The following is a 17115-nucleotide window of genomic DNA, read 5'->3' as shown; positions in this document are numbered from 1 at the left end:
TCCTCCTTTTATTTTTTCTAAATTAGTAATTAGTGAACACGTGGTTCTGCTTTGGCTGCAGCGTCTTTAACATTGTCAACGCCTTGGCCAACTTTTTCTTGAACGAATTCAGCGCCTTCACTAAGTTTTTCTTGTGCTGCTGCGACACCTGAACCGATACCAGATTTCACTCTAGAAAATTGTTCTGACGCGAACTCGCCTGTTGATTCTGCCACGTCAGTGACACGATCTTGAAGGCTAACTGAGTCTGCTTCATATTGTTCTTTAGTTTTAATATCAACAACATTAACGTTAACTTCAACTACTTCTAGATCAGTCATTTTCGCAACTTCTGATACGATAACGTCTTTGATTTCCTTGTATAGAGTTGGAACGTTTTTTCTGTACTCTACGATAACGTTCAAGTCAACTGCTACTTGTTCTTTACCAACTTCAACGTTAACACCGTGTGTTACATCGTTAGTGTTAACAAGTTTTTCTGTAAGATTTGAGAAGAATCCGCCGTCAACATGTAATAGTCCTGGGACTCTTTCTAGTGAAAGACCGATAATTTTTTGAATAACTTTATTTTCGTAAGTTAATTCTCCGCGAACATCTTTAGAAACAACAACATCTTTTTTTTCAGTATTTACATTTACATTTTTTTCTACGTTTGACATATGAAACTCCTTTATTTATTTAAATAATTCTTCTGTACATAGTATCCCAACCAAATTCCTAAGGCTCCACAGATTAAAACGAACAATGTTTTAAAGAAACCGAAGGATAGGATGAAGCAGGCTAGAATAATACCTACTACACCACATAGAATTGGGTATTGATATTTTTTAAACCATTCCATTTTTTACTTCCTTACTTTACACGACTAACAATTTTCTTAGCTGCTTTTTGAGGGTCATATTCTTTCACTGAAACTTCCAGTTTAACCTCTCGATCAATACCAAAGAATTCTTTCAATCCTTGAGTGATTTCGTTTTGAACTACTTCAAATTTGTTAGCAATGTTATCTGAAAGAACAGCTGTACCTTCTACATAAACGAAACATTTCTTTTTCCGAGTATGTACCTGAATTTTGGGATTTTTGACTATCTTGTGTTCATCCAATAAACATCGAACAAACCCTTCAATAGCTGAATTTTTTAGTTTTAATTTATCGTCTTTAGTTCCAAGTTTTATTTCCAGATATTGTCTAGGATAAAACAGGATTACTAACATCCATAATAAAACTAAGATAGACAGGCCTAGAAGCCCCCAAAAGATATATCTAGCAAGATAATATTCAAATGATGTCTGTCGCCAGCTAGTCAATTGAATCCCTAAATCACTAACCTGGTGGTAATCTATCAAAATAGGAAGGAAAATTGTCAAGATTAGAATACAGAAAATAAGTAATAATATTTTCTTTGATTTTGACATATAAAATCCTTTCAATTAAAGCACTAAACTATAGGTTTACCCGTCAATACAAAATTTAAATCTATAGTTTATGATTGAGTAAAAAGTTAACCTTTTTTACCCAAAAAGAATGATACTACAGCGACAACAATCACCGCACCAGCAATCGATGGAATAAGTGACATTCCCGCTAGAGAAGGTCCCCATGTCCCAAAAAGCGATTGACCGACGGATGAACCAATTAAACCAGCAAAAATATTTGCTATGATCCCATTGAACCACCTTTTTTAGTAATTGCTCCTGCAGCGAGACCGATAAAGCCTCCAACAATAATGGACCACAACATAACGAGCCTCCTTTCTTCTTTTAACCAAAAAACTGTCTTTTGTATTCACAAAATATCTTTTGGTTGCATTCAGTATATCATAATATGAGAGAGCACACAAATTGTATGCTTTAATAAAATGTCTATTTTTTAAAACAACACAAAAACGCTCTAGACAATATGACTAGAGCGTTTTCTATATATCCGAACATCTAATTTATTTCACAAAAAATGTAGTCAAAAATGTAGTCATTCGGTTGATTTTTATTGCAATACATTGAAATTTAAAAATTCAAGAATCGCCTTAAATCAAGGTTTTTTCGTTTCTACTGAAACGTAATGACCCACTATTTAACCTCTGTGAAAAGATTAAATAATTTCTATTTTAGCTGTTAGAAACGTTGGTACATCAATGTTTTTAGAATGCTACATAATAAAAGGTAGAGTGAATGGTAGAGTAGTAAAAATAGTTGTTATCCTAGTTGATTAAAAAAATCTCTGATTTCCTCATCTTTTATAAAATAATATATAATTTTCCCCTCTCTTCTAGTATCCAAGATGTTTTGATTGGCTAGTTTACGAAGATGGTGGGAGGTAGATGCCATACTGAGATTTAGTAAACAGGCTATATCACAGACACAGAGTTCTTCGACGGCAAGGAGATAAAAGATGATATTTATCTGTTTATTATCGGTAAATTTTGATAAAATGCGAAGTGATTTTTGGACTTTTTCCTTTTCAAGGTAGTTCGTTGCGGTTGTAACATTTTGTTGATTTATAACATCCACTTGACAGATACTATCTTTTTTCATAATTTTTTCTCCTAGCCGAACACATTCCTTAGCATGTCAAAGCTGTTGTTTTCAATCAGGATATACATCCCCAATCCTAAATAAACAACGGCAATAAACCATCTGCTATATTTTTCCAAAGTTTCTCCAACAGAAGGGACTTGTGCCAATTTTTGGGCAGAAAAAACCAAGAGATAAATCATGACTAGAAAAGTAAGTAAAGCCACTATCAAATTCGCTAAATTTAAGGTAATAAAATATGGGACAAAAATACCAATATTGTCAGCACCACAACTTGCAAAAGTAATCATAGCGACTAGAAAAATCAGGTTTTTATCATCTTTGCGCAAACCATCTTTTGCAATAGCTTCTCCATCAGAATCTCCTAAAAGCAAAACTTTGAGTCCTAGGAAAATTGGAATCAAACCGAGCAAACCTAAAATCTCTTTACTAGGAATATAATTTAAGACAAATGCAAAAAGTAAACTTAGCAATATTAGACTAACAGAGCCTAGAAATTGTCCTAAATAGATGTTAATAATGTCTTTTCTGCTTTTTCTTTTGGCAAAAAATAACATTAGGATAATAAGTAAGTCTACGGCTGTCCCAGAATACAGGATTATTGAAGTAACAACATTTTGAACCATAAAGCACCTCATTCAAATATATTTTTGAATGTATTATAACATTAAACTTTGTAGATGTCAACTTCAGCTCCATCAAAATATAGATAAGAAGGTAGTGTACCAAACATTAAAAAGCCCTGCCATCGAAATGATAGCGGGGCTTAACTTCAATATCCAGATGATATATTTATCTAAAAAAGGTAGAGAAAAAGGTAGAGATTGAACTGAAATATAGTGAAATGTATTGAAATTGGAAAAAAGAAAAAACGCTTAAAATAAGCGTTTTTCTTCTGTATTGATTCGTATTGAATGCTTACTTCACTTCTGTAAACACAACGTGTTTGCGAAGTTTTGGTGAGTATTTCTTCAATTGAAGACGGTCTGGAGTGTTACGTTTGTTTTTAGAAGTAAGGTACAAGCGTTCACCAGATTCTTTGTGTTCAAGTGTAATATTTACGCGCATGGTATCTCCCTTCTATTATTCAGCTGATGCAGCTTTAGCGATCTTACGTCCTTTGTAGTATCCTTTAAGTGATACACGGTGTGAACGTGAGTAATCTCCAGTAGTTTCGTCAAAGTTTACAGATGGAGCTGTTACTTTGTAGTGTGTACGACGTTTGTTTTTCTTCGCTTTTGAAGTGCGACGTGCAGGTACTGCCATTTCGTTTTTCTCCTTTTAAGATATAAATTCAATTAGGTTTGATTTTCATCAACTTTAATAGTATATCAAAACTTTTTTGTAAAGTAAAGTTACTTGACAAAAAAAGTTGTATTTTTTATCGTACACTGCTGAATTGTCTGAAAATTTAAAAATTTTCTTCTGTTATTCATATGAAAATTGTGCTATAATGGAACAAACTGAAATGGGAGGGAACAAATGACAGAATTAGATAAACGTCACCGCAGCAGCATCTATGACAGCATGGTAAAATCACCTAACCGTGCCATGCTTCGTGCGACTGGTATGACAGATAAGGACTTTGAAACACCGATTGTTGGGGTCATTTCGACTTGGGCGGAAAACACACCGTGTAATATTCACTTGCATGACTTTGGGAAATTAGCTAAAGAAGGTGTTAAATCTGCTGGTGCTTGGCCTGTGCAGTTTGGAACCATTACGGTAGCCGACGGTATTGCCATGGGAACACCGGGTATGCGCTTCTCCCTAACGTCTCGTGATATCATCGCGGACTCTATCGAAGCAGCTATGGGTGGTCATAACGTCGATGCCTTTGTGGCTATCGGGGGTTGTGACAAGAACATGCCTGGTTCCATGATTGCCATTGCCAACATGGATATCCCAGCTATTTTCGCTTACGGTGGTACTATCGCCCCTGGAAAACTGGATGGCAAAGACATTGACTTGGTTTCTGTATTTGAAGGAATCGGAAAATGGAATCACGGCGATATGACTGCTGAGGACGTCAAACGTCTGGAATGTAATGCCTGCCCTGGCCCTGGTGGTTGTGGTGGTATGTATACTGCCAATACTATGGCTACTGCTATCGAAGTTTTAGGTATGAGTTTGCCAGGATCTTCATCTCACCCAGCTGAATCAGCTGATAAGAAAGATGACATCGAAGCAGCCGGTCGTGCAGTTGTCAAAATGCTTGAACTTGGTCTCAAACCTTCTGATATCTTGACTCGTGAAGCTTTTGAAGATGCCATTACAGTGACAATGGCTCTAGGTGGTTCTACAAATGCTACTCTTCACTTGCTCGCCATTGCCCACGCAGCTAATGTTGACTTGTCACTTGAGGACTTTAATACCATCCAAGAACGTGTGCCTCACTTGGCCGACTTGAAACCTTCTGGTCAGTATGTCTTCCAAGACCTTTACGAAGTTGGTGGTGTGCCTGCGGTTATGAAGTACTTGCTGGCAAATGGATTCCTTCACGGAGACCGCATCACATGTACTGGTAAGACTGTCGCTGAAAACTTGGCTGACTTTGCAGACCTCACACCGGGTCAAAAAGTCATCATGCCACTTGAAAATCCTAAACGTGCGGACGGTCCGCTTATCATCTTGAACGGTAATCTTGCTCCTGACGGTGCAGTTGCCAAGGTATCAGGTGTTAAGGTTCGTCGTCACGTTGGTCCAGCTAAGGTCTTTGACTCAGAAGAAGATGCTATCCAAGCTGTCTTGTCAGATGAAATTGTTGATGGCGATGCAGTCGTTGTTCGTTTCGTTGGACCTAAGGGTGGTCCTGGTATGCCTGAAATGCTGTCACTTTCATCAATGATTGTTGGTAAAGGCCAAGGAGACAAGGTTGCCCTCTTGACAGACGGACGCTTCTCTGGTGGTACTTATGGTCTCGTTGTCGGACATATTGCTCCTGAAGCTCAGGATGGTGGACCAATTGCCTACCTCCGTACAGGAGATATCGTTACGGTCGACCAAGATACAAAAGAAATTTCCATGGACGTTTCCGATGAAGAACTTGAAAAACGCAAGGCAGAAACAACCTTGCCACCACTTTATAGCCGTGGTGTCCTCGGTAAATATGCCCATACCGTATCTTCTGCATCACGTGGTGCCGTTACAGATTTCTGGAATATGGACAAGTCAGGTAAAAAATAAACAAATCAAAAAGCAAGCCAAATTGGCTTGCTTTTTTTCTGTGTTTCAAAATAGAGGACTATCTTGGAGGTAGCCCTAGAGCTATACGCCCATAACGACTGATGCGTGTAATCTTCCATGCTGGAGACCAGGTAACCTCAACCTTGACATCCTCAATCCCAGTAATTTGTTTTAAACCTGCCACAATCTCGATTGGCAGACTTTCTGCACAGTCACAGGCAGTATCAGTGAAGGTCATAACAACTGTACAAAGGCCAGCCTCATCTAAATGAATCTCATAAATCAATCCAAGATTGTATACATCTAGCTCTACATCTGTATCATAAACTTTTTCGAGTACTTCAATGATTTGATCTTCCAATGCTAGAGCACGGTCATTAATCTTGATGTCTTCTCTCATTGCATTCCCTCCATTTTTTGATTGTTCCTATTTTCTCATAATTCTGACAATTTGGCAAGTTTTTTCCAATTCTCTTTAAAGCAAAAAGTAGAGATAGAATCTCTACTTTTTAGTGATTATTTTGATTTGACAGGTTTGTCTGCGAGAGCTTTAACGGCAGCATTAATGGTTTCTGCGTAAAGTTTTGCTCCTTCATCCTGCTTGGTCGTATCGCTACCGAAGTGAACCTGGTCTGTTCCCTTCCAAATATCTGGATGATCTTTAGCCACTTGGTTCCAATCTGCTAGTGCTATATATGGATATTTTTGTGCCAGTTCACGCGCATAGCTTGCATACTGCTCAACATAAGGTTGTGTTTCCTGCGTTGTGTCTCCCTCATATGGAGTAACTAAGACAAGCTGATGCCCCTTCGGTAGATTTGTTATCAGTAAATCCAAATCAGCCTTATAATTTTCAGGATTATTAACGCCCGTCGCAATGACTACAATTTTAGGCAAGGCTTTATTCTGACTGTAATTCAGCATCAATTCATTTGCCTGTTTAGTATTTCGACTGACCTGACCATCAATCTGTGCATCTGGCAAGATTGCTTTCAGTCCATCTGAAGCACGCAAGGTTACCGAATCTCCAATGATCGATACGCCATCAGATAAATTATAGCGACTAGCTTCTGCTTGATCCGCCATTGTTTTTGTTCGAGTGATATTGGTTTGGGCTTGATGGAGACCATTGACCATCAAATCTGTTTCAAAAGCCCCTACTTGTGGAGCTATCAGAATCACAACCAAGGTAATCAAACTAAGAACTCCAACACTACCAGCAAAGATTGGTTTGATGTGAGGAATTTCTTTTGCCATTCGCAACAATTTGCTGGACTTTCCTGCAATCAAAGGCTCGATGACATAGAAAGAAAGGGTTGCGAAGATATAAGAGAAGATGGTGGTTAAAATCACTGCTAGCAGGTTGCCCATCAATTGAGAAAAGATAATATAAAACGGCCAGTGGAAAAGATAGACAGCATAGCTTGTATCCGCTAAAAAGCTGATAATCTTTGGCTCTTTGATCGTCGGTGTTTTCTCATGCAAGACGCGTGCTGCAACAATCATCAGAAGCGCAGCTAAACTTGCAAACAAGAAGCCGAATAAATAGGCAAAGAGATAGGTAAATTTCACAAAGAAAGTCAGTAAAAGCAAGACTCCGAGCCCAGCTCCAAAGACTAGTAAGGTCTGCTTCAAATCCAAGGTTTTATTCAAACGTTTAAGAAGTGGCGTCGTATGACGAACTCCTATCACGGTAGCAAGCACACTACCTAAGAAGAATGGATAAACATGAGTCAAACTTGAAAAGTATACTGTTGAGTAAGAAATTACAATAAAGCTACCGATAAACATAGAAAGGAAACTGATGATAAAGGCAGCTGATGAAAGTAGAAAGATTGTCTCTCGTAGTTGTTCGCTTGATTTCGCTCGCTTAGATAGGAACCAGACTGCCAAACCCCACAAGATATAATAATGAACTTCAACAGCTAAGCTCCAGTTGTGAACAAAGAGGTGAGGGATAAACTGAGATTCATAACTTCCTCCTGTCAGCATTTCATAGAAGTTAGTCATAAATCCTAGAACACCGGCAATCTGCCCACCAATTCCTGCCACATAATCTTGACGAACCAAGAAGGTGAATGGCATGATGACAAGAATCATTAAAACAACCGGTGGAAAAATTCGATAGAAACGTCTTCTAAAAAATCCTAAGATATCAATCTTCCCTTTTTGTCCAAATTCTTCTAATAAAAGTGAAGTGATTAGAAAACCTGAGAAAGTAAAGAAGACGTCAACCCCGAAGAAACCTCCTGGAAAAGCCGTCTGAAAGAAATGATACAAGAGTACCAAAAGCAAACCTGTAATCCTAATCAAGGAAAACCATTTAATACGCATACGAGTTAATTCTCCATTCGTTAGATTGACAAAAAAGCCATCTAACTTTCATTCCATAGTACCTTTATTTTATCAAAAAATACAGAAAAATCCTAAGATAAAACTTAGGATTTTTAGTGGATTTCAAGCTAAATTTAGAAATTTCGCCCTGACTTGTTATAACCATATTTTTCAACAAAATGTTCACGAAATTCCAGAAGATTATCATCCATGATAGCCTGGCGAACCTGCTTCATGAGATTGAGCAAGAAATACAGATTATGGTAACTTGTCAAGCGGATACCAAAGGTTTCATCTGCCTTAAGCAAATGGCGTAGATAAGCACGGGTATAATTCTTACATGTGTAGCAATCGCACTCTGGATCAAGTGGTGTAAAGTCCTCCGCAAACTGAGCGTTCTTGACAACCAAGCGACCTTGACTGGTCATACAAGTCCCGTTACGAGCGATACGAGTCGGCAAGACACAGTCAAACATATCGACACCACGGATAACACCATCAATCAAGCTATCTGGCGCTCCTACTCCCATCAAGTAACGAGGTTTGTTCTCAGGAAGCAGTTGGGTCGTAAAGTCCAAAACTGCATTCATCTCTTCGTGGGTTTCTCCAACTGCTAGTCCTCCGATAGAGTAGCCTGGGAAGTCCATGCTAACAAGGTCATGAGCTGATTGACGGCGAAGATCTTCAAATCCTGCCCCCTGTACAATCCCAAATAGACCTTGATCATGTGGACGACGGTGAGCCTTTAAACCACGCTCTGCCCAACGGCTGGTACGTTCAATCGATTTTTTCACATAATCATAAGGTTGATAAAATTGGGGACATTCGTCAAAGGACATCATGATGTCTGAGCCTAGATTGTTCTGGATAGAAATAGCCTTTTCAGGCGAAAGGAACATCTTAGAACCGTTGAGGTGGTTCTTGAAGGTTACCCCTTCTTCTGTAATATTACGGCTATCCGCTAGAGAGTACACTTGGAAGCCACCGCTATCCGTTAAGATTGGTTGGTCCCAATTCATGAACTTGTGAAGACCTCCAGCACGGGCAATGAGTTCGTCCCCAGGGCGAAGCCACAAGTGATAGGTGTTGGATAGGATAATCCCTGAACCCATCTCTTTCAATTCTTCTGGCGACTGAGTCTTGACCGTTGCCTGAGTCCCTACTGGCATAAACATAGGCGTCGGGAAGGTTCCATGGGGTGTGATTATCTCACCCAAACGAGCTCCTGTGTGTTTTTCTTTTTTAATCAATCGATATTTGATTGGCGAATCTGACATTTTTTACCTCCGAAGCTGGGAAAGACAGTCCCAGTTCTTACTTTGTGCCCAGTGGCATACTGTATGATTCTATCAAAAAAAACAGGAACTGTCACGAACTATGGTATAATGAAAGAATGAAGTACCCAAAAATTAATTTAAAAGAAGTTCGCGAGCAGGCTAGACAATTTCAAGCCGAGCACCCTCGCTTGCTGCTTGTCTTTTTATTACCAAGTATTCTCTTGATTCTATCGAGCTTTATCAGACCTTTATCCCTACTTGATGAAGGCATTCTTGAACAGTCCTTCTTGAGTTTTCTAGGGATTACAATCCAGTCTACTCTCTTTCCGATAGCCGTTGGATTTACAAGTTCCATCATCTTAGCTGGTGCTCTCTTTACCACGATTAATCTTTACAGAATTTCTGAGATAGAGCTTTCCTTTAAAGATAGTCTGTCCTTGCTTGACAACCGCTTCTTTACCCAAACTTTTCTAACGCTCTTACTCAAGCGTTTCTACCTCTTTTTATGGAGCATCCCTAATCTTTTTGGAGTCTACTTGCTCTTTTATAGCAGTGCCATGGCTCGTAAATTTGTGGAACTTCATCCCGAATTTCCATCTGTCGACGTGACAAATCCAGATATCGAACACTTCCTACTGACTTTCGCTCTCTATTTCTTTGGTAGCGTCCTAGTAATGATTTTGGGAACCATTATCTATCTGCCACAATATTATGCCTATTCCCAAGTTGAACTACTTTTATGTGACACCCTTGCAATCGGAATTGCCAAACCGAGCCGTGTGCTACATACCAGCCGCTTTCTCATGAAAGGCTATAAGTTCCAACGCTTTGTCCTTGATTTACAGCTACTTCCTTGGTATATCCTTATCTGGATTAGCTTTGGAATCGCAAGTATCTCTATCTTCCCTTATATCTATAGTAGCCAAATCTTCTTCTATCAAAGACTGCTTGAAATCAAGCGGAGAAAAGTTTAAGATCAGTTATTAAAAACCAGCACCTTCATAGAAAGTGCTGGTTGTTTTTATTTTAATAAGAGGATACTCAAAAGAGTTATGATCGCTGGACCACCTTGCTTTAGAATGTTTTTTTTATCTGCTGTTAAAGCACCATAAGTCGCTGCTCCTATGACAAATAAAACAAAGATTGTTACGATTTCTAAGCTATGTGAGAAATAAATCCCATAGATAAGAAACACCCCAATCAAAGCATTATAAATCCCTTGGTTTTTAAACAGTGAAGTGACAGATGGTCGTACTAGCTCTTCTTTGTCCATATTAAAGACTCGGCTGGTTGCGTCCGATTGGGTTGCCATACTCTCCAAATAAAAGATATAAAAATGTTCGAGGGCAACAAGTGTTGCTAAAACAGTAGTAATAATTGACATCGTTTTCTCCTTAAAATTCTATTTTTTCTAAACCTGAGACTAGTTTTGCCAGTAAGGTTGTCAGTTCTTTCTGCTCAGTAGGCGACAGGATACTCTCCATCTGTTCCTTCACATTCAAGTGATGTTTAGGTGGACTGACCAAGAGTTGTTGCTTGGCTTCTTGGGTTAATTCAACTAAGACTTCTCGCTGATTGATTGGATTACGCTTACGACTGACATAGCCCTCTGACTCTAAAACCTTAAAATGGCGGGTCAAGGCTGCCTGGTCAATCTGTAACTTCTCTTGAACGGCAGTTTGGTTACAGGGTGACTTTTGCAATAAAAACTGCAGAATTTGATAGCGGGTCAAACTAATTCCCAATTGTTTCTCAAAAAGTTGAGTAATCGTCTGATCTACTAAATGGAGCTGGTAGAGTAATTCATTGATTTCTGACATTTCTATTCCCTTGTTAACATTTGATTTGTCAACTATTGACTTGTCAAGTATAGTACAGGCAGATTAAAAACGCAACTATTTTGCTCAATCAAAAACATAGCCTCTTGGTTTCAATCCCAAAAGGCTATGTTTTTTATATTCTAGATAAAATCCAGCACTAACCTACCAAATCTGCTCGAAGGATTTCTCCATCTTTGTCTATGACAACTTCGATGGCATGGCCTGCAAAAATTTCTTCACGATCATCATAGTAGAGGGTCAATTCTCCATCTTCGTTGATCGATAGTTCACTCAAGGAAAGTGAGTTGGTAAAATACTCTTCTGTTAACTCCACATCATTTTCATCTGAATCTATCCAGTCTTGAGCTGTTTCCCACAGTTCTTTGACAATATAGTCTTTAATCCGAGTATCTTGAACTTGGAAAGTTCTCATAAATTTCTTTAGATCATCAAAAGAACTTGGAGGGAGACTTTCATCTGCACTCGCAGCAAAGATAGTATGAATCTTACCACCCTCGTAAGTGATGAAGCCTTCAAACCAAGAATAAGCTCTGTTTAAGGTGAATTCACCAATATCGTCTCGAATGATGACCGGTTTTTGATAGGTTTCAATCAAGGTCTCTAACCTAGAGTCTGAGGATTGGTCATCTAGGTATTCCAGCAAGTGGTAGCAGTTATTAGCTACTTCTGACATATATGGCTCTAGCTCCATGAAGGGGCGTTTTTGGCATTTGATATGTTGAATTTTGTAGGGTTCAAAACTAAAGCCCCATCTCTTTTCTTCAAATTCCTCAGGAGTCAAAACCCATTCCAAACGTCCCTCACGTTCAGAGAAGTCCTGAGTTTCAACATTGACACTAGCTTTAAAATGAACGGACGGTATTTTACAACCATCTTTTAAAGAAGCAGCCCCAGTTACATTTTGGAGGGTAAAAATCAAGAGTTCCACAATTTCTCCAGTAAATTCCTGTTCAAAATCATCTCTTGTTTTCTCAAATGGAGTTTTTAATCGATTTGTCATTCACTTCATCCTTTCTCTCTATGCTTAAAAGCGTTAGTATGGTTTTGTATTCGCTTACATTTTAACATACTTTATATTTTATTTCACTTATCAATACTATTTTACACAAAAAGAAGCTACACTTTTAAATGTATAGCTTCTTATTATTCTTAATTCATTGATACGTGAACGTGGTCATAGTGGTTTTCTGTTACGCTACCACGATCTGGCATTGGATTCCAAGTGTAGGCTGGTCCGTATTTGCTATCGTATGGTGCGTAGAAACGTTGTTTCCAGATGATGTAGTTGATTCCACGGCTAGCCATATTCTGAATAGCATACTCAGCAACCTGGTCGCCAAGAGCTGAGCTAACTGGAACCATGAAGTCAATTGCTAGACCTTTTCCGTGGTCACCTGGATCTCCTGGACGATAACCACTAAATGATGTGATACCGTATAACTTGGCAACTTCCTCTTTGAAGGCAGCTGTTTGTGGTTGTAGACCTGCATTTTCAGATTTTGTAGCTGCAATAGTTGCATAATCAGGAGCCGCTGGCGCTGTATAAGTTGCTGATGCACCTTGACTTGGTTCAGCTTGGTAAGTTGCTGGAGCTGATTGAGCTTCTGTTACAGCCTCAGTTGTTGCTTCTGTTGTAGTTGTCTCCTCAACAGTAGTCGTTGTTTCTTCAACTGTTGTAGTTGGTTCTGCGACCGTAGTTGTTTCCTCAACTGTAGTTGTTGGTTCAGCAACCGTAGTTGTTTCCTCAACTGTAGTTGTTGGTTCAGCGACCGTAGTTGTTTCTTCAACGACAGGTGCCACAGCTTCAGTTGTTGCTTCTGTTGTAGTTGTCTCCTCAACAGTAGTCGTTGTTTCTTCAACTGGTTGTGTCAAATCTTCGACTTGAACAGTTTGTTCATCTACTGTTACTCGATTTGTTGTTAAATCTGCTGTTGCACTTGCTACATCAGGACCAACTTCTTGAGGTGTATAAACCTCAACCTCTGTTACTTCTTCATTTTCGTTCACAGTTGTAGTCAGTACAGTTTCTGGGAAAATCAAATCAATATTTGTGATTTTGTTCAAATTTGCAAGGACATTTAAGTCTACTCCCAAAGCCTCTGCAATCGTGCTTAGGGTATCTCCGTACTTAATTGTGTAACTTGTTTTATTTTCGCTTTTAGCAACATCGTTTTGAATTTGCTCAACTGTACGTGGTGACCATACAATTTCTTCTGCTTGAGTTGCCAAGGTAGGGGCAAGTGATAGAGCTACTGTTGATGCTAAAATAATTCGTTTCTTCATACTATTCAAACTCCTTTTCAAATGTAGTACCTTTCTATCATAACATAAAGAAAAAAGAAAAAAAGCCCTTTGGGGGCTATTTAATAAAACTGTCTAGTCTCTGTAACAAAGCACATTAATTGAAATAGTTCGTATGAATTTTGTCACAAAGTTGACATATTCTCTTTCATAAAGAGAGAGAAGGAATATCCGCTAAACAAGAAATCTGATGATTGCAATCCACCGGAGTTCCAAGGAAATTGATACTCTGAATGCCACTGTTTTGAGCAAAATCAATATCTAAGGTCCGGTCCCCTATATAAAAGGTGCGCTCTGGTTTTAAATGGTATTTGCTGATAAGGTAGGTCGCTGCTTCTGGACTTGGTTTACGAGCAAAACCGCTCTGGCTTGTCAAAATTTCTGTGAAATAAACATCCAAGCCCAAATCTCGTAAAATAGTCAAGGCATTATCGCCTTTGTGAGTGTAGACAAATTGCTGAATTCCTTGCTGATTTGCCCAGGCTAAAACCTCGCGCCCCCCCGGCATCAAGATGACCTGGGCATTCTTTTCAGCCAAGCTCTGAGCACGGACTTGATTGAGCTTATCAACATCCAAGCCTCTTTCTTCTACCACTTGCACTAGTAAATCCTGGACAGAGTATTTCAAGATAAAAGCTCGAACTTTTTCCTTGTCAAAAGGAATGGAAAACTGTGCATAGGTCTCCTCAATTCCTGACAAAATAGCTTCATAGGAGTCCAATAAGGTCCCGTCTAAATCCCAAATAAAAGCCGTTTCTTGCATTTTTTATCCTTTCAATGTCATATAAGATTTGTAACGATAGCGTAGGAAAATCCAACGGAAACCATTATCCAAAAGCGTTCCTGCCCAAATACCAGGCAAACCCCATCCAAGAACAATTCCCATCAGGTAACCAGTCCCAATACGGATGCACCACATTCCAATACTTGTCGCATAAAAGGGAAGTCGGGCATTTCCCAAACCTTGCCAGACAGCTGTATAAATGACCGTTCCCGTTGTCATAGGAGTCCCTAAAAGTGAAAAAAGAGTCACTAAAACACTGGCTTTGATAGCCACAGGATCGCTGGTGTAGAGATAGCTTAGTGGTGTCCCGAGAGCATAGATACTAAGTGTTAAAGGCAACATGAGAAAGAAAGACAACCAAAAAGTTTGCTTACTTAGTCTGTCCACCCTTGCCCAATCATTCTCCCCTACTGCTCGAGCTACCTGCATGACTGTTGCTGTTGCAACACCAAAAGCAGGCATGTAGTTGAACTGAGTCAAGACTTCACCGATAGCATTTCCCGCGACTGCCTCCGTCCCAAAGGAAACAACCAAGGCAATTATGACTACATCACCTGCCCTCATCATGAGACGTTCTCCCGCTGCAGGTAAAGCCAAAGTCAGCAGGTCTTTATCTAGTCCAAACTTCGGTCTCATATATGGAAGTTTTAATTGTGACCACAAAATTACAACCCCGATCAAACGAGATAGAATGGTCCCCCAAGCTACACCAGCTATCCCCATATCAAGGATAAAAATGGCGACACTTGAAAAAACAATATTTAAAGCATTGGATAAAAAACTAACATAAAGCGGCAGTCGAGGATTGTGGGTAGCGCGAATCAAGGCCCCTAAACTAGTCATTAAGCCCAGGAGAACAATTGATCCACCCACCAATGATAGGTATAAGCCACCACTTTCAGCCACAGCCTGTTCAGTACCCAAAAGACTAATCATCTCTTGACCTGCAAAGATGGACAAGCCACCTAAAATTAAACTCAATAGCAAGGTAATCTTGAGAGCTTCTGTCACATGATAGGCTAGTCTAGACTGATCTTTCTGTCCCAAACTTTTTGATATCACACTAGAAATTGCTGCTCCTAAGGCAATAAAAATAGCCTGATAAATGGTGATAATATTTCCAGCTACAGACACACCCGAAATGGCGATCAACCCCAGATTAGCTACCAAGTAGCTATCTACCATCCCCATGAGCATTTGCAAGAAATTTTCACCCATGGCAGGTAAAGCTATGTTGAGAATATCCTTATTTTTCTTAAACAATCCTTCCTCCTGATGAAAAGAAACTCAGTTAGTTTCCCAACCGAGTTTACTTCCTCTCTTTTAAAGTCCTAAATAAGATTCTACTGCTGCCTGCATATCTGCTGCTGCAACAGTTGTCTTGTGACGAACTGGAGCTGTTTCGAGGCCATCAACTGCTGGTGGCACTGCCACTCCTGAAATTTCGTGCAACTGAGCCAAGGCTTCAAAGTCGGTCAAGCTTGATTTCCCTGTTACAGCTTCTACTGCAACTACTGGGAATTTATATGGACTAGCTGTTGAAGCAATCACGGTCTTAGCCACATCCCCTGTCCCCGCTTGGTATTTTTTATATACGGCCGAAGCAACTGCTGTATGAGGGTCTTCAATATAAGCATTTGCCTCATAAACACGCTTGATTTCTGCTGCTGTTTCTGCTTCCGTAGCATACTCTGCTGCAAAGAGATCCAGAATCTCTGTATCAAAATCAGTCAACTCATACTGACCTTGAGTGTTCAAAGCATTCATGAGTTCAGATGTCTTAACCGCATCATTTCCCAAAAGATGGAAAATCAAGCGCTCCAAGTTTGAAGACACTAAGATATCCATAGATGGGCTAGTGGTTACCTTAAACTCACGCTTCTTGTCATAAACACGAGTTTTAAAGAAATCTGTCAAGACATTGTTGTCATTTGAAGCACAGATCAGCTTGCCAACTGGTAGGCCGATTTGTTTGGCGTAAAAGGCAGCCAAGATATTGCCAAAGTTTCCTGTCGGTACGGTGAAGTTAACCTTATCACCAGCCTTAATTTCGCCAGTTTTAACAAGCTGAGCGTAGGCATAAACATAATAGACAATCTGTGGGACCAAACGACCAATATTCATAGAGTTAGCTGATGAGAACTGGAGCTTGTTGGCTGCCAATTTCTCACGAAGAGCCGCATCATTGAACATATGTTTCACGTTTGTCTGAGCATCATCAAAGTTTCCATCAATAGCGATAACATGAGTATTGTCCCCAGTTTGAGTAGTCATTTGTAACTCTTGCACCTTGCTGACACCGTCTTTTGGATAAAAGACGATAATTTCAGTACCTGGTACATCTGCGAATCCTGCCATGGCAGCCTTCCCAGTATCTCCAGATGTCGCTGTCAAGATGACAATCTTGTTCTCCAAACCGTGCTTCTTGGCAGCTGTTGTCATAAAGTACGGCAAGATAGACAAGGCCATATCCTTGAAGGCAATGGTTGAACCGTGGAAAAGTTCCAAGTTGTATTGGCCATCGAGTTTGACAAGAGGGGCAATAGCTGGTGTATCAAACTTGCTGTCATAGGCGTTGGTGATACAGTAGTCCAACTCTTCTGCTGTAAAGTCATCCAAGAAGGCTGACAAGACAAGCTTAGCTACTTCTTGGTAAGAAGCGTCTTTTAATGTGTCAAAATCCAAGTCCACCTTTGGATAGCTAACGGGAGTGAACAAGCCTCCATCTGTTGCCAAACCTTGCAAAATCGCCTGACTGGCTGTTACTGTGTTTTTCGAATCACGCGTTGATTGATAAACTAATGTCATAAATCTCTATCCTTTATCTATAGTCTTACTCATTATAACATGATTTTTCAGA

20 protein-coding genes and 1 pseudogene are annotated in these 17115 nt (G+C 39.6%); 3 read left to right on the top strand and 18 right to left on the bottom strand.

The annotated features are described in order from the left end of the window. Positions 1-29: 29 nt before the first annotated feature. From QM923_RS07090 to QM923_RS07065, 6 genes and pseudogenes are all read right to left on the bottom strand, one after another. Entirely contained in the window at positions 30-659 is a 630-nt protein-coding gene (locus tag QM923_RS07090) for an Asp23/Gls24 family envelope stress response protein (RefSeq protein ID WP_414291371.1), read from the bottom strand. 11 nt (positions 660-670) lie between these two features. Beyond that, on the bottom strand, positions 671-841 hold the full coding sequence (locus QM923_RS07085; RefSeq protein WP_004250679.1) for a DUF2273 domain-containing protein: 171 nt from the start codon (positions 839-841) through the stop codon (positions 671-673). A gap of 11 nt (positions 842-852) precedes the next feature. Next, positions 853-1416 carry an alkaline shock response membrane anchor protein AmaP gene (gene amaP / locus QM923_RS07080; RefSeq protein ID WP_414291370.1) on the bottom strand — a complete coding sequence of 188 codons (564 nt, stop codon included), beginning with the start codon at positions 1414-1416 and terminating at the stop codon, positions 853-855. Between the two features lie 86 nt (positions 1417-1502). Next, positions 1503-1741 (bottom strand): annotated as a pseudogene (locus tag QM923_RS07075) (GlsB/YeaQ/YmgE family stress response membrane protein). A 452-nt stretch (positions 1742-2193) separates the two neighbouring features. After that, complete coding sequence (gene cadX, locus QM923_RS07070; protein WP_017285454.1) at positions 2194-2532, bottom strand: Cd(II)/Zn(II)-sensing metalloregulatory transcriptional regulator CadX; 339 nt, start codon at positions 2530-2532, stop codon at positions 2194-2196. 11 nt (positions 2533-2543) lie between these two features. Continuing rightward, a complete protein-coding gene (locus tag QM923_RS07065; RefSeq protein WP_414291369.1) occupies positions 2544-3158 on the bottom strand; it encodes a CadD family cadmium resistance transporter in 615 nt (204 codons plus the stop codon). Between the two features lie 28 nt (positions 3159-3186). Here QM923_RS07065 and QM923_RS07060 point away from each other — a divergent pair, with 28 nt between their 5' ends. Beyond that, positions 3187-3360, top strand: coding sequence for a FanG protein (locus QM923_RS07060; RefSeq protein WP_414291368.1), 174 nt, complete (start codon positions 3187-3189; stop codon positions 3358-3360). A gap of 90 nt (positions 3361-3450) precedes the next feature. Here QM923_RS07060 and rpmG read toward each other — a convergent pair whose 3' ends face one another. After that, positions 3451-3600, bottom strand: a complete 150-nt coding sequence (gene rpmG / locus QM923_RS07055; protein ID WP_001265622.1) for a 50S ribosomal protein L33 — start codon at positions 3598-3600, stop codon at positions 3451-3453. Between the two features lie 15 nt (positions 3601-3615). Beyond that, positions 3616-3798 carry a 50S ribosomal protein L32 gene (gene rpmF, locus QM923_RS07050; RefSeq protein ID WP_000290417.1) on the bottom strand — a complete coding sequence of 61 codons (183 nt, stop codon included), beginning with the start codon at positions 3796-3798 and terminating at the stop codon, positions 3616-3618. A gap of 216 nt (positions 3799-4014) precedes the next feature. Here rpmF and ilvD point away from each other — a divergent pair, with 216 nt between their 5' ends. Further along, on the top strand, positions 4015-5718 hold the full coding sequence (ilvD, locus tag QM923_RS07045) for a dihydroxy-acid dehydratase (protein ID WP_414291367.1): 1704 nt from the start codon (positions 4015-4017) through the stop codon (positions 5716-5718). Positions 5719-5776: 58 nt separating this feature from the next. On the opposite strand, the gene QM923_RS07040 is transcribed toward ilvD, so the two are convergent. The 3 genes from QM923_RS07040 to tgt form a co-directional block, all read right to left on the bottom strand. Next, positions 5777-6118, bottom strand: coding sequence for a metal-sulfur cluster assembly factor (locus tag QM923_RS07040; RefSeq protein ID WP_006155627.1), 342 nt, complete (start codon positions 6116-6118; stop codon positions 5777-5779). Positions 6119-6234: 116 nt separating this feature from the next. Further along, positions 6235-8052, bottom strand: coding sequence for an acyltransferase family protein (locus QM923_RS07035; protein ID WP_414291366.1), 1818 nt, complete (start codon positions 8050-8052; stop codon positions 6235-6237). 134 nt (positions 8053-8186) lie between these two features. Then, the gene (tgt, locus tag QM923_RS07030) at positions 8187-9329 is read right to left on the bottom strand and encodes a tRNA guanosine(34) transglycosylase Tgt (RefSeq protein WP_004250663.1); all 1143 of its coding nucleotides are present in this window, start codon (positions 9327-9329) and stop codon (positions 8187-8189) included. 116 nt (positions 9330-9445) lie between these two features. On the opposite strand from tgt, the gene QM923_RS07025 reads away from it, so the two are divergent. Continuing rightward, positions 9446-10303 carry a DUF975 family protein gene (locus QM923_RS07025; RefSeq protein ID WP_414291365.1) on the top strand — a complete coding sequence of 286 codons (858 nt, stop codon included), beginning with the start codon at positions 9446-9448 and terminating at the stop codon, positions 10301-10303. Between the two features lie 47 nt (positions 10304-10350). Here the strand turns inward: QM923_RS07025 and QM923_RS07020 are convergent, their stop codons facing one another. The 7 genes from QM923_RS07020 to thrC form a co-directional block, all read right to left on the bottom strand. Beyond that, entirely contained in the window at positions 10351-10713 is a 363-nt protein-coding gene (locus tag QM923_RS07020; RefSeq protein WP_414291364.1) for a DUF1304 domain-containing protein, read from the bottom strand. Between the two features lie 10 nt (positions 10714-10723). Continuing rightward, on the bottom strand, positions 10724-11149 hold the full coding sequence (locus tag QM923_RS07015; RefSeq protein ID WP_414291363.1) for a MarR family winged helix-turn-helix transcriptional regulator: 426 nt from the start codon (positions 11147-11149) through the stop codon (positions 10724-10726). 157 nt (positions 11150-11306) lie between these two features. Continuing rightward, on the bottom strand, positions 11307-12170 hold the full coding sequence (locus QM923_RS07010) for a DUF2262 domain-containing protein (protein WP_414291362.1): 864 nt from the start codon (positions 12168-12170) through the stop codon (positions 11307-11309). 149 nt (positions 12171-12319) lie between these two features. Continuing rightward, the gene (locus QM923_RS07005) at positions 12320-13453 is read right to left on the bottom strand and encodes a LysM peptidoglycan-binding domain-containing protein (RefSeq protein ID WP_414291361.1); all 1134 of its coding nucleotides are present in this window, start codon (positions 13451-13453) and stop codon (positions 12320-12322) included. A gap of 166 nt (positions 13454-13619) precedes the next feature. Next, complete coding sequence (locus tag QM923_RS07000; RefSeq protein ID WP_414291360.1) at positions 13620-14234, bottom strand: HAD family hydrolase; 615 nt, start codon at positions 14232-14234, stop codon at positions 13620-13622. Positions 14235-14237: 3 nt separating this feature from the next. Continuing rightward, a complete protein-coding gene (locus QM923_RS06995; protein ID WP_414291359.1) occupies positions 14238-15518 on the bottom strand; it encodes an MATE family efflux transporter in 1281 nt (426 codons plus the stop codon). A gap of 60 nt (positions 15519-15578) precedes the next feature. After that, positions 15579-17063, bottom strand: a complete 1485-nt coding sequence (gene thrC, locus QM923_RS06990; protein WP_414291358.1) for a threonine synthase — start codon at positions 17061-17063, stop codon at positions 15579-15581. Positions 17064-17115 lie beyond the last annotated feature (52 nt).

It is taken from the genome of Streptococcus infantis (assembly GCF_047463275.1).
In the GTDB taxonomy this organism is placed as follows: Bacteria; Bacillota; Bacilli; order Lactobacillales; family Streptococcaceae; genus Streptococcus; species Streptococcus infantis_AF.
Note: the sequence above shows the minus strand (reverse complement) of the source record. Positions and strands in the feature narration are given on the sequence as shown.